Genomic DNA, 12,635 nt, shown 5'->3' with positions numbered 1-12,635 from the left:
TCATCGCACAGTCGGAACAACGAGCCAATCCGGCCCCGGCCGCTGGGGCAGGAAGCGCACCGAGGGCCGCCCGTCCGGGCCATCGGGAGTGACCCGCGCCCTGACCCGGTAGACGTCGGCGATCAGCTCCTCGGTGAGCACTTGCGCCGGGGTCCCGGCGGCCACCACCCGCCCCTCCTTCATGACGACGATCCGATCGCAGAACATCGCGGCCAGATTGAGGTCGTGCAGAGCGATCACACCGGTGAGGGGCAGCGAGGTGATCAGCGACAGCAGATCCAACTGGTGCTGGATGTCGAGGTGGTTCGTCGGCTCGTCGAGCAGCAGTTCACGCGGCTGCTGGGCCAGTGCGCGCGCTATCTGGACACGTTGCCGCTCACCGCCGGAGAGGGTGTGCCAGGACTGGTCGCCGCGATCGGCGAGACCGGTCCGCTCCAGGGCTTCGCGCACCGCGTCGTCGTCCGTCCGGCCTGGTGCCGACCAAGCCCTGCGGTGCGGGATACGCCCGAGGCTTACCACATCCAGGACGCTCAACTCGACCTGGGTGACGGCATGCTGGTCGACCACGGCAACCCGCTGGGCCACGGTTCGGCGACCGATCTCGTCGAGCCGCCGGCCGTCGAGGGAGACCACGCCCGCATCCGGGGCGAGGACTCCTGCCAGCACCCGCAACAGGGTCGACTTGCCGGAGCCGTTCGGCCCGATCAGCCCGACGGTGGCGCCGGGCGGCGGGGCGAGATGGACCCCGTCGAGGATGAGGCGGCCGCCCGCCTCCCGGCTGACCCGCTCGGCGCACAGCCCCTCAGTGGCTCCACCCGTCATGTGATCCTCCGGCTGCGGTACAGGACCAGGACGAACGCGGGTACGCCGATGAGGGCGGTGACGACTCCCACGGGCACTTCCTGCGGGTCGAGGACCGTCCTGGCCAGGGTGTCGACCCAGACCAGGAAGACCGCCCCTGCCAGGGCGGTGACCGGCAGCAGCCGCCGGTGCCCGGAGCCGGCGAGCGCACGGGCAGCGTGCGGCAGGACCAGACCGACGAAGCCGATGGCGCCGACCGAGCTGACGAGTGCGGCGGTCAGCAGCGCGGTCGTGCAGAGCAGCACGATCCGGGTGCGCGCGACATGGACGCCGAGTGTGGCGGCGGCGTCCTGGCCGAACGCGAAGGCGTCGAGCGTACGGGCGTGGCCGAGGCAGATCAGCAGCGTCACGACGAGAACGGCGGAGCAGAGCCACACATCGGTCCAGCCGACCCCGCTGAGCGAGCCGAGCAGCCAGAACAGCACCCCGCGGGTCTGCTCGGCGTCGGCGGCGGTCATCACGACGAAGGAGGTGAGCGCGGAGAACAGCTGCATGGCCGCCACACCGGAGAGGACGACCCGGTCGGTCGTGCCGCCCAGGGTGTGGCTCAGCAGCAGAACCAGGGCGAACGAGCACAGTGCGCCGATGAACGCGCCGGTCGAGATCGACACCGCTCCCCCGCCGACGCCGAGGACGACGACCACGACCGCGCCGGTCGACGCACCGGAGGAGACGCCGAGGACGAACGGGTCGGCGAGCGGGTTGCGGAGCAGGGACTGCATGACGGTTCCGCACACCGCGAGCCCGGCGCCGCACACCGCGGCGAGCAGGGTGCGCGGCATGCGCAGGTTCCAGATGATGCCGTCCCGGATCGGGGTGAGCCTTGACCGGCCCCAGCCCAGGTGGGAGGCGACCGTGGACCAGACGTCGGCGACGGAGATACGGGCCGGGCCGATGGTGACGGCGACCGCGACGGACAGCACGAGCAGTGCGATGCCACAGGCCCACAGGGCTCCGCCGCGCAGCTTCCGCATCCCCGTGCCACTGCGCACGGCTGCTTCAAAGGCCCATGGCGCGTCCACCGCCGTGGCCCGTTCGGTGTCCGTCACCCCGTGAATCCGAATGTGCGCAGCCCGGCGGCGACGCGTTCCACACCCTCGACCGTCCGGATGGACGGGTTCATGGCCTGGCCGCTCAGCAGGACGTACCGCTTGTGCCTGACGGCGTCCATGTTCTTCGTGACGGGGTTGGACTCCAGGAATTCGATCTTCTTCGCGGCGCTCTCGGCGGTCTGTGCCTTGCGGGTCAGGTCTCCGATGACCAGGACGTCGGGGTTGCGGTCGGCGACGGTCTCCCAGCTGATCTGGGGCCATTCCTCATGGGTGTCGTCGAAGACGTTCTTCGCGCCGAGTTCCCTGGTGATGATGCCGGGCGCTCCGCAGCAGCCGGCCAGGTACGGGGCCTTGGAGTCGGAGAACCAGTAGAGGAGGGTGGCGTCGGAGGCGTCGACGCCCTCGGTCGCCTTCTTCACCCGGGCCCGCAGCTGCGCCACGAGCGTGTCGCCGCGTTTCTGCACGCCGAACACCTTGGCCAGGTCGCGCACTTCGTCGTACACGCTGTCCATGGTCAGCGGCGCGGTACGGGCTCCGTCGCCGCCGCCGCTGTTGTCCTTGCCGGTGCAGTCGGCGGGCGAGACATAGGTGGGGACGCCGAGATCCTCGAACTGTTCGCGGGGTGCGACGCCGCCCTTGGCGAGCGTCGACTCGAACGACGCGCTGATGAAGTCGGGTTCCTCGTCGAGGACCTTCTCCGACGACGGCCGGTTGTCCGCGATCCTGGGAACCTTGGCGTTGGCCTTCTCCAGGCCCTTCATCACCGGGTCGGTCCAGGTCGAGGTGGCGGCCAGCCGGTCGGCGAGGCCGAGGGAGAGCAGGATCTCCGTCGATCCCTGGTCGACCGGGACGGCCCGGTGCGGTGCGGCTTCGACGGTGACGGTGCGTCCACAGTTCTTCAGCGTCACGGGGTATCCGTCGGCGGAGCCGGACTTCGCGGCAGAGCTGCTCGTTCCGCCCCCGCAGGCGGTCAGCAGGACGAGTCCCGCCGAGAGCAGGGCAATGGTGCGGACAGGGCTGGCTATGGACGGCACGGAGTCCCTCTGCGTCTCGGGGCTCATGCGCGGAGCCCGCTGTACGGAGTCCTGCGCCCGGTACCGGGTCGCAGATGCCAGCAGGTCTTCGGACTCGGGCTCCTACGGACGGGACGCCTTCCCAGGACACCCGCGGGTGGTCCCAGTGGCCGTGGCCCCGCCCGTCCCCCTCACCGCTGCGCGTCAGTTCCGGATTCTCACCGGATTCCCTGACCCCTACGTGGAGTTTGACTGGCTTCGGCAAGCTATCACGAGCCTCCGCGCATCTCATGGGCGGTGTGGCCGGTGGTACGCCGGGCTGTGCTCCCGTCGCACCACCTGCCCGATGCCTATGGACGCTGAAGAGCGATCACGGCGTTGTGCCCGCCGAAGCCGAAGGAGTGGCTGACGGCGCGCCGGATGGGCTGCCGCAGGGGTTGCTCGGTGACGCAGTTGATGTCGAACTCCGGCGCCGGGGCGTCCAGGTTGGCGATCGGCGGTACGACTCCGCGCTGGAGCGTCAGGACGGTCAGTCCGGCCTCGATCGCTCCGGCCGCCCCCATGCAGTGCCCGAGTACACCCTTCGGGGCGGTGACGGGCGGCCGGTGCGGGTAGACCCGGCCGATGAGGGCGGCCTCGGTTGCGTCGTTGATCGGTGTCGCCGTGCCGTGTGCGTTGACGTGCTCGACGTCCTCGGCCACCCAGCCCGCGTCACGCAGCGCGGCCTCGACCGCGGCCTGGGCGACCGCGCCGGACGGGTGCGGGCTTGTGGGGTGGTGGGCGTCGGTGGTGGCGCCGGTGCCCGCCAGCAGTGCCCGCGGCGCGGCGCCCCGGGCGACGGCGTCGTCCGCCCGTTCCAGCACCATGACGGCGGCGCCCTCACCCATGACCAGCCCGGCACGGTCGGCCGCGAAGGGCCGGCACCGCCTGGCCGGGTCGCCCTCCGCCCGGGCCGTGGCTCCGGACCGGGCGAATCCGGTCATGGCGACCGGGTGGACGATCGACTCGGTGGCTCCGGCGATCGCGATGTCGCACTGTCCTGTGACCAGCAGATCGCGGGCGACGGACAGTGCGGTGGCGCCGGACGAGCAGGCGGTGCACGGTGCCAGGCTGGGGCCGGTGGCCCGCAACTGGATGGCGATCTCGGCCGCGGGCATGTTCGGAATGGTGAGCAGGATGCCCGACGGCGAGGTGGCATCCGGTCCGCGCCGGTCGAGTACGACGGCCTGCTCGGTCAGCGCGGCGGAACCTCCGCTGCTGGTGCCGACGACCACCGCGACCCTGCTGCCCTCCCACCGCGCCGGGTCGAGTCCGGCGTCGGCGACCGCCTCCCGCGCGGCGAGAACGGCGAACTTGACGTACTTCCCCATCCGGAAGGACGTGCGGCCGCCGATCGCGGCGTCCAGATCGATACCGTCGACCGTGCAGGCGAAGTCGACCGCGCACCCTTCGAGTGCCGCGACGGTACGCACCGGCGAGACTCCGGCGCACACACCTTTCCAGGTGGATTCGGTGTCGTTGCCGACCGGGGTGATCATTCCCAGGCCTGTTACGGCAATCGCGGGCTTGTTCATCGGGCGTTGCTCGTCGGTGCCGCGCCGCCCATCAGCACCCCACTGCCGGCTGTCGCGTCGATGTACCCCGTGATGTCGGCCAGGGTGGCGTCCTTGGGGAGCTTGTCGAAGTCCCCGTCGCCGCCCATCGTCTCCCTGATGAGGACGGCGAACTCGGCGACGGCGAGGGAGTCCATCTCCATGCTGCCCATCGTGGAATCCGGCCGGATCTCGGCGACGGGCACTTTGAAGGTGTGCGTCAGAACCTCGGTGATCTTGGGATGAATCGCACTCATGAGCTTCCTCTCCATCATTCGGTACGGCTGCCGGGGACGGCGGGGGCACCGTCCCGACGCCGAATCAACTGGGTGACGTGCCTCCAGTTACGCCTTGTGCCGAACCGATTCGCCACCGCCCTGCTGCGGCTGCGTGCACCACCGGGCCAGGACGGCTGCCGTACCCCAGAAGACCAGCAGCGCAACGCGGACACCGAGGGCCTCGGCCGCCTCCCGTACCCGCTGCGTCCGCACAGTTGTTCCCATCCCTGTCGCGGCCCTCACTGCTCCCCCGGGGCCGTCGCCCGGTCCCCGTCCGACTGCCAGGCCGCCGCCGGATCGTCGTACGCATCGACGTAATCGGCCCCCGCGATGGGCCAGTCGGCGAGCAGTTCCTGCGGCAGCGCGAAGGAGTCGGCGAGGGTGGGCAGATGAGCGGCGACGGCGGTGATCAGCTCTTCCAAGGCGTCCGGCAATCCATTGACCTGATCGGCCGTCAGATATCCTGCGGCCATCAGATCGCCGCTGTTCCGGGCGATCCGGTCGAGTGCGAACAGCCGCTGCAGCTCGACCAGCCGCTCACGGGCGGGCCCGTCCGGCAGACCTGCCACCGCGTCCGTGTACGCCTCGGCAGCCTGCCGGTGAGCGTGGGCCTCGACGCCGCGAAGGGCGGGACCGGATGCGATGTTCCACCGCTCCAGCGGGTCACCGTGCGGTGCGTGGCCCAGCCTTTCCCTGGCCCGGCCGAACCAGATCTCCTCCAGCACAGCCAGGAGTCTGCCGAGGAACCCGGGGTCGGTGAGGTCACCGGGTTCGCCGCCGAAGGGAGCGTCGAACGCGGCCGGTTCGGTGGCGAAGAGCATTTCCGCGGCCGCCTTGGCGTGGATGGCCAGGTTGTCGCCCTCAGCGGTGATGACGCCTTCCACTCCGGTGATGAGTTCGGTCATGCCGTTGTTCTCCAGGAGCGCCTGGGCACCGCACCGTTCACGGCATTCGACGATCACGGACCTGGCCTGCCAGCTGATCCATCCCTTGGCGACGGCGACCAGCCGCTCCGCCTCCTCCCGGTCCGCGCCCGAGCCGTCCTCCCGTCCCTCCCAGCGGTTCAGGGCCCTGCGGTGCAGCAGGCTCATGGCGAAGACCGTGGCCATGGCCCGGGCGAGCGGGCCGTGGTGGCTGCGGTGGGCGATCACCGGTACCCGACGCGATCCGCGGGGCCCGGAGATGTACCGGTGGCTGCCGTAGCGGACGGCGACGGCGAGCGTTGCGCGCGCGGAGCCGACCGCGCAGGCACTCATGGAGATCTTGCCGGAGGTGACGCGCCCGATCGACGCGAGGAGGCGACATCTGCGGTTCTCGACGGCGCTGCTGAACTCGCCGTCGTCACCGATCCGTCCGTGGTCCCCGCCGAGCAGCGCGTCGCGCCCCACGAAGACCTGGTCGAAGGAGGTCAGGCAGTGGTCCACCGGGCTCCCCATGCGTGCGGGAAGTCTGCGCACCCGTACGCCGGGCAGGGCCCGTACGGCATCGGTGAGCGGTACGAGGAAGAGGAAGACGCCGTGATCGGCGCCGTCGACGAGCAGACGCGCGGCCACAAGACCGGTCTTGGGGCCGCCTGCCGGACTGGTGTTGGGCATGAATTTCTGGGCACCGGCATGCGGTGTGTGCAGCACAAACCCGTCGCGTTCGCGGTCGTAGGCGGCCGTGGTCTCGACGGCCGCCGCGTCATTGCCGTGCGCCACCTCCGTACAGAGAAAGGTGCCGATACTACGTAGTCGCAGGAAGTCCGACAGATCGCGCCGGCTGTCGCCTTCGTGGTCGAGGAGGCTACCGAGAAAGAGGTTGTAGTGGATGCCCGCCACCGTGGTGAGGGCCGGGTCGACCGGGCCGAGCCATTCGTGCAGGGCCGCGAGGGCGCGCGGGTCGGCGGCGAGCCGGGCGCCGCTGTCGAGGCAGTCGTTGAGGATACGCAGCCGCTCGTACGCGAGACGCAGGCGTTCGTCGGGAGTGCAGCGGTTCGGGCGGCGGAACGGTTTCGTGCTGATCAACCGCTGCCAGAAGCCGTGCTCCCGGCTGAAGTTGTCGCCCAGGAGCACACCGGTGAGGAGTTCCATGGACCGTTCGGTGGAGAGGTCGTCGATCGTTGCGGTCATGAGACAAGAACGATCAGCCGACGGCGAGGACACCGGGGGCCGTCTTCGGCAGGCCGTCCGCGTCGACGCGCTGGAAGGCGAGCGCAACGTTGTGTCCGCCGAAACCGAAGGAGTGGCTGAGTGCCCGCTCGACGTGCTGCGTGCGGGGCTCCTTGACCACACAGTCGAGGTCGAACCCGTCCGGCAGCGAGTCCAGGTTGGCGATCGGCGGGACGAGACCGTGCTCCAGGGTCAGTACGGTGGCCACCGCTTCGATCGCCCCGGCCGCGGCGAGAGTGTGCCCGAGCACACCTTTCGGGGCGGTCACCGACGGCCGGTGGGGGAAGAGCCCCGAGATGAGCGCTGTCTCCATCGCGTCGTTCGCCGGGGTCGATGTTCCGTGCGCATTGATGTGGTCCACCTCGTGTGCCGCCCAGCCCGCCTCGTGCAGCGCCGCCTCCACGGCCCTGCGCGCCCCGGCTCCTTCCGGGTGCGGGGCTGTGGGGTGGTGGGCATCGGTGCCGGAACCCGCGCCGGTCAGCAGGGCGCGCGCCCGTCCGCCGCGGGCTTGCGCATCGAGTGTCCGCTCCAGCACGAGCACGGCGGCGCCCTCACCGATCACGAAACCGTCCCGGTCCGCGGCGAACGGCCGCGACGCGCCCGCCGGATCGCCGGTACGCAGGGAGAGCGCTCCCATTCCCGCGAAGGCGCTCACCACCAGCGGAGTCAGTACGGACTCCGCGCCACCTGCCACAACCACATCGCACCGGCCGCTCGTCAGCAGGTCACGGGCCACGGCGATCGCGGTGGCCCCGGACGCACAGGCCGTGGCCGGTGCCAGGCTGGGCCCGTGGGCCCGCAAGGCGATGGCCACCTCCCCGGCGGCGGCGTTGGGCATCATCATCGGGACCAGGAGCGGCGACACCGCCTCCGGTCCGCCGCCGTCCAGCTTGCGCAGATTGTCGACGAGCACGGACACCCCGCCCACACCGACGCCGAGCACCACTCCCACCCGGCCGCCGTCCCACCGCTGCGGTTGCAGCCCGGCGTCCGCCACCGCCTGCCGGGCGGCGACCAGCGCCATCTTCACGAACCGTGCCATGCGCCACACCGAGCGTCCGCCGACGGCCTCGTCCAGGTCGATCCCGTCCACCGGACAGGCGAAGTCGACCGGGAGCCCGGCCAGTTCCTCACATCGCCGTGCCACGGACACACCGGCGCACAGTCCTGCCCAGAAGGTGTGCTCGTCCGCGCCCGCAGGGGTCACCAGCCCCATTCCCGTAACCGCGACACCCATGTCGACCCGCCCCATGATCCGCCCCTCCTCCGTAATCGATCACGTCTACCGGATGTCGAACGGCAGTCGCCCCGGCGAGGATGCGCTCACTGAGCCGAACGGGTCACCGATGGGCCGAGTGGGCCGAACCTCGCCGCGCGCCCGGTGAAGGAGTTCACCCGTCCGCAGCAGTCCGCCGCGCTGTGTGCACCGGCAGGGCATCCCCTTGGGGCATGGAAGCGGACGGTAGCCAGTCTCAGTCCCCGGAAGCGCGCGCGGAACTGGAGGCGCTGCGCGCCAGGGTGGCAGCGCTGGAGGCCCGTGCTCCGGCACGGCACCGGCCGCGGGCCCGTTCGTTCTTCGCCGTGCTGCTCATTGTCGCCGCGGCCGTCCTCACGCCGCTGAGCATCGTGTCCACCTGGGCGAACAACCAGATCGGCGACACGGACAACTATGTGGCGATGATGGCGCCGCTCGCCTCCGACCCCGATGTGCAGTCCGCGGTGACCGATCGCGTCACCGACGCCGTCATGAAGCACCTCGACGTGAAGGCGCTGCTGGCCGACGTCGCCCCGGCGGACCGGCCGGTTGTCGACAAGGCACTGTCGAGACTGAGCGGCCCCCTGACCACGGGGGTTTCGGACTTCGTGCACGGGACCGTGGAGAAGTTCGTCGCCAGCGACGCCTTCGGGACGATCTGGACCGACCTCAACCGGGCCGCCCAGTCCGCGACGCTCAAGGCACTGTCCGGGAGCGGAGGCGGGACGGTGAAGCTCACGAATGACACCGTCACCATCGACCTGGCACCGGTGATCGACCGGGTGAAGCAACGCCTCGTCGACCGGGGGCTGACGGTCGCCGCGAAGATCCCGGCGATCCACACCGACTTCACGGTGCTGACCTCCGACTCGGTCGGCAAGGCCAAGAAGTGGTTCCGGGCCCTCCAGATCATCGGTTTCTGGCTGCCGTTGGTCACTGTGGTCCTTGCCGCGGGCGGGGTGCTTCTCGCGGTACGCCGCCGTCGCGCACTGGTCACGGCGGCGCTCGCGATCGCGGCGGGTGCCGCGGTGCTCGGGCTGGCCGTGTGGGTGGGCCGTGCCTTCTATCTCGACAGTCTCCCGTCCGAGGTGTCCCAGCCGGCCGCCGGTTCCGTCTTCGACTCCCTGGCCGGCCCCGTACGCGCCTTGGTCCGCCTGATGGTCACGCTCGGCATTGTGGTAGCCCTCACCGCCTGGCTCACCGGTGGCGGCCGTGCCGCCACCCGCGTCAAGACGATGTGGAGCGGCGGCATCGGTGCCGTACGGGACGCGGCCGGTGTCACCGGCGGCCCGGTCGGCAGGTGGGTGCACCGCGCGAGGCTCTGGCTGAACTGGACGGTGGTCGTGGTGGCCGCCGCGGTCCTGGTGGCGTGGGACCGGCCGACGGGCCTGGTCACCGTATGGATCGCGCTGTGCGCGCTGTTCGCCCTCGCCGTCATCGAGTTCCTCGACGACGACAGCACGCCGCATCTGGCAGTGCCCGGGTAATGAATGGGGAATGAGCGGTTCCTACCGTCTCCCGGCGTCATGGTCCGGAATACGGAGGGACTCCGGTGACCCCGTCGGTGAGTCAAGACGTCACCATCCAGTTGCTCGGCGAATTCCGCGTGCGGTGCGGCGGCAGGGGCGTGGCGCAGAGCAGTGATTACCGCTTCGTCGCGCCGCACTCGGAGCTGGTGAAGGGCAGATTCCCGGGCGTCCGTGTGACGGCCGAGGACCGGCCCGGCAACACCGTCGACTCGGCGCTCCCCCGGGCCATTCCGGTCGGGTGACCCCGCGCTGACGGCATGACATGACGGTGTCACCGACCTCGGGAGGGGGCGGTGACACCGTCATGCCGGGGCTGTTCAGAAACGGGCGAGTGCCGCCTTCAATTCCGCCTCGTCCGGCGGGTTGGCACCGGCCCGTGCGACGGTCACGGCGGCGGAGGCCGCGGCATGGCGCAGGACATCGGTCACGGTGTCCCGGCTCAGCGAGCGCAGCCGTTCACGGCCGTCCGCGCCGAGCAGCCCCTGCGAGGCGAGGGCATGCAGGGTGCCGGACATGAAGGCGTCGCCCGCCCCCACGGTGTCGACCACGTCGGTGGGCAGCGCGTCGACCGTCACCTGCCCGTCGGGAAGGACGGCCAGGGCACCGTCGCCTCCCCGGGTGACGAGGACGACGGCCGGGCCGGTGGCGAGCCACCGCTCGGCGACCCGCTCCGGCTCCTGGCCCGGATACAGCCACTGCAGGTCCTCGTCGCTGGCCTTGATCACATCGCTGAGCGCGACGCAGCACTCGACCTTGCGGACAGCCTCGTCGCGGTCCCCCATCAGCTCGGGCCGCACATTGGGGTCGTAGCTGACGGTCGCCGACGTCCGCAGCGACTCGACGGCGGCGAGGACGGTGGCCGCTCCGGATTCCATCACCGTCGCGATGGATCCGGTGTGGACGTGGTGGGGCGCCCGGTCCAGCGAGACCGGGTCGAGCGTCCAGGTGATCTCGAAGGTGTACGCGGCCTGGCCGCCGTCGTCCAGCGTCACGGCGGCGGACGGGGTGGGCTCCGTGGCACCGTCCGTGCGGATCTCGACCCCGGCACCGGTCAGATGGTCCCTGATCAGCCGCCCGTTGTCGTCCGGGCCGAGCTGGGTGAGCAGGGTTGCGCCGTGCCCGAGCCGGGCCAGACCGTACGCGACGTTGGCCGGGCTGCCTCCCGGGTGGACCTGGTCGGCCGCACCCGGCAGCCGGACGATGTCGGCGACGCATTCGCCGATGACCAGCAGGTCGAGTCTGTCGAGCATGAGCTGGGGTCTCCTGGAGTGCGGTGACGACGGTGTCCTGGTAGGCGGTGCGGCCTCCGAATACATTGAGCCCGATCCTGCCGTTTGCATAGCGGGTGTCCGTCACATCGATGACCGGACGGCCGTCGATGAACGCCTCGATCCGTGTGCCCCGGGCCCGGATCCGCAGCGGAAGGTTCACCCCGGTGCGCAGCAGCAGGGGCACTTCGGCGAGTACGGTCGTCTCTCCGCCGTCCCTGCGGAAGAGCCGGGCCGTCCGCAGGTTCGGGTCGAGGTTCACGGCGTATCCGTCGCCCGTGTCCGGCATGGCGCGGATCAGCGCGGAACCGGCACCGCTGGTCCCGTCCGGGCCGCCGAACCGTACCGGCGTCGTCAGTTCCAGGTCGCCGTACACGGTGCTGGGGACGGCGGTCGAGTCCCGGTCGAAGGTTCCGGCGCGGCCGGCGCCCGCATGCCTGCTCCTGGGGACGTGCGGTGTCGGCTCGGGACGCTCCTGGCCGGCCTCGCGAACCGGAGCGGCCGGCGCGATCGGAAGCGTCCGTACGGGGCATCGGCACACGCGGCCCATGGGGGGTGACCACACCCTGGCCGCGTACGTCAAAGCCGGCGGGTGGCGGCCTCCAACGCGTCGGCCACGAGTGCCAGGAACCGTGCCTGGGCCTGCGGACTGCAGACCGGCTCCGGATTCCATGGCAGCACCCGGGCGACGCGCTCGATCGCCGACCACTCCTCGTTCGTCCGGAGCTCGTCCAGGGGTGTGGCGTTGGCCCGGATGTCGGCGAGCACGATGGCGGGGCGCAACGCCGCGGCATCCGCCCAGCCGACCGTGGACCAGTTCACGCCGGGCCCCTCGGCCGGCTCCACCAGGTCGACGCCGAGCTCGGCCAGCACACGCAGCTCGGGCCACATGCGGGGGCGGGCGAGGTGCGTCCGGTCCTGCCCGGCCGGGGAAAGGGCGACCACCCTGGGCCGGTCCTGCCCGGCGGCAAGCGTGCGCAGCCTGCCCCGCGCAGCCTCCAGGTCCCGTGTCGCCGTCGTGGCCTCCTCGGCGCCGAGTGAGCGTGCCAGCCGCGCGAACCGGTCACCGATCTCCGCGAGGGTGCGCGCCTGGCCCACGTCGATGACGACGACCGCAACGTGCTCCTCCAGATGCTTGGCGGTCTCCGGGGCAAGCCCGTAGACGTGACCGCCGCCGTAGCTGACGGCCACCACGAGGTCCGGCTCACCGCTCAACAGGGTGTCCACATCCAGGGTGCTGCCCGCACCGAGATAGCCGACCTCGGTCAGCGACAGCGATCCGGTCTTCGCCGCGTCCGGCACGGCTTGGTCGTCGTGATCGGAGCCGAATATTGCGCTCGGGCATATCCCGTGGTCCCACAGGGTCGCACCGGCCTGGACATAGGCGAGCACCCGCGTCGGGCACCGCCCGGCGGTCGACAACTGTCCACGATCGTCGGAGAACTGCCACACGGTCTGCTCCCTCACGTCACACCCCCCTCGGCACCGGCCGCTTCGCCCCTGTTTCCGGGTCGTACACCAGTACCTGCCCAGCCAACCCCCGCGACACCCCCTCCCATGGCCTGTCCGGTACGGATGACGCGAAGACGCCCGCGGGTGGCCGGGGCCGGCGCCCCCGGCACGGATCCCGCCCCGGT

Annotated in this window: 12 protein-coding genes and 1 riboswitch; of the genes, 2 read left to right on the top strand and 10 right to left on the bottom strand. The window is 71.0% G+C overall.

Annotation, left to right across the window (positions count from 1 at the left end; translation table 11 throughout):
- From OG953_RS39135 to OG953_RS39100, 8 genes are all read right to left on the bottom strand, one after another.
- Positions 1-822 carry an ABC transporter ATP-binding protein gene (locus OG953_RS39135; RefSeq protein WP_405690458.1) on the bottom strand — a complete coding sequence of 274 codons (822 nt, stop codon included), beginning with the start codon at positions 820-822 and terminating at the stop codon, positions 1-3.
- On the bottom strand, positions 819-1,910 hold the full coding sequence (locus OG953_RS39130; protein ID WP_405690456.1) for a FecCD family ABC transporter permease: 1,092 nt from the start codon (positions 1,908-1,910) through the stop codon (positions 819-821). The genes OG953_RS39135 and OG953_RS39130 overlap by 4 nt, the downstream gene beginning before the upstream one ends.
- Positions 1,907-2,974, bottom strand: coding sequence for an ABC transporter substrate-binding protein (locus OG953_RS39125; RefSeq protein WP_405690454.1), 1,068 nt, complete (start codon positions 2,972-2,974; stop codon positions 1,907-1,909). The genes OG953_RS39130 and OG953_RS39125 overlap by 4 nt, the downstream gene beginning before the upstream one ends.
- A gap of 34 nt (positions 2,975-3,008) precedes the next feature.
- Positions 3,009-3,198: riboswitch (cobalamin riboswitch) on the bottom strand.
- A gap of 78 nt (positions 3,199-3,276) precedes the next feature.
- The gene (locus tag OG953_RS39120; RefSeq protein WP_405690452.1) at positions 3,277-4,500 is read right to left on the bottom strand and encodes a beta-ketoacyl-[acyl-carrier-protein] synthase family protein; all 1,224 of its coding nucleotides are present in this window, start codon (positions 4,498-4,500) and stop codon (positions 3,277-3,279) included.
- Positions 4,497-4,775, bottom strand: a complete 279-nt coding sequence (locus OG953_RS39115) for an acyl carrier protein (protein ID WP_405690450.1) — start codon at positions 4,773-4,775, stop codon at positions 4,497-4,499. Before OG953_RS39115 ends, OG953_RS39120 begins: the two co-directional genes overlap by 4 nt.
- A gap of 87 nt (positions 4,776-4,862) precedes the next feature.
- A complete protein-coding gene (locus OG953_RS39110) occupies positions 4,863-5,009 on the bottom strand; it encodes a hypothetical protein (protein WP_405690448.1) in 147 nt (48 codons plus the stop codon).
- Positions 5,010-5,035: 26 nt separating this feature from the next.
- Positions 5,036-6,907: an acyl-CoA dehydrogenase gene (locus OG953_RS39105; protein WP_405690446.1), complete on the bottom strand. Its 1,872-nt coding sequence runs from the start codon at positions 6,905-6,907 to the stop codon at positions 5,036-5,038.
- A gap of 13 nt (positions 6,908-6,920) precedes the next feature.
- Positions 6,921-8,198, bottom strand: a complete 1,278-nt coding sequence (locus tag OG953_RS39100; RefSeq protein WP_405690444.1) for a beta-ketoacyl-[acyl-carrier-protein] synthase family protein — start codon at positions 8,196-8,198, stop codon at positions 6,921-6,923.
- 197 nt (positions 8,199-8,395) lie between these two features.
- On the opposite strand from OG953_RS39100, the gene OG953_RS39095 reads away from it, so the two are divergent.
- Entirely contained in the window at positions 8,396-9,688 is a 1,293-nt protein-coding gene (locus tag OG953_RS39095) for a hypothetical protein (protein ID WP_405690442.1), read from the top strand.
- 65 nt (positions 9,689-9,753) lie between these two features.
- A complete protein-coding gene (locus OG953_RS39090; RefSeq protein WP_405690439.1) occupies positions 9,754-9,972 on the top strand; it encodes a hypothetical protein in 219 nt (72 codons plus the stop codon).
- Positions 9,973-10,047: 75 nt separating this feature from the next.
- Here the strand turns inward: OG953_RS39090 and OG953_RS39085 are convergent, their stop codons facing one another.
- Positions 10,048-10,980 carry a carbohydrate kinase gene (locus OG953_RS39085; RefSeq protein WP_405690438.1) on the bottom strand — a complete coding sequence of 311 codons (933 nt, stop codon included), beginning with the start codon at positions 10,978-10,980 and terminating at the stop codon, positions 10,048-10,050.
- A 597-nt stretch (positions 10,981-11,577) separates the two neighbouring features.
- Positions 11,578-12,465 (bottom strand): ABC transporter substrate-binding protein, encoded by an 888-nt coding sequence (locus OG953_RS39080; RefSeq protein ID WP_405690436.1) that lies wholly within the window; start codon positions 12,463-12,465, stop codon positions 11,578-11,580.
- Positions 12,466-12,635: the final 170 nt, after the last annotated feature.

Source organism: Streptomyces sp. NBC_00057 (genome assembly GCF_045041165.1).
GTDB lineage: Bacteria > Actinomycetota > Actinomycetes > Streptomycetales > Streptomycetaceae > Streptomyces.
Note: the sequence above shows the minus strand (reverse complement) of the source record. Positions and strands in the feature narration are given on the sequence as shown.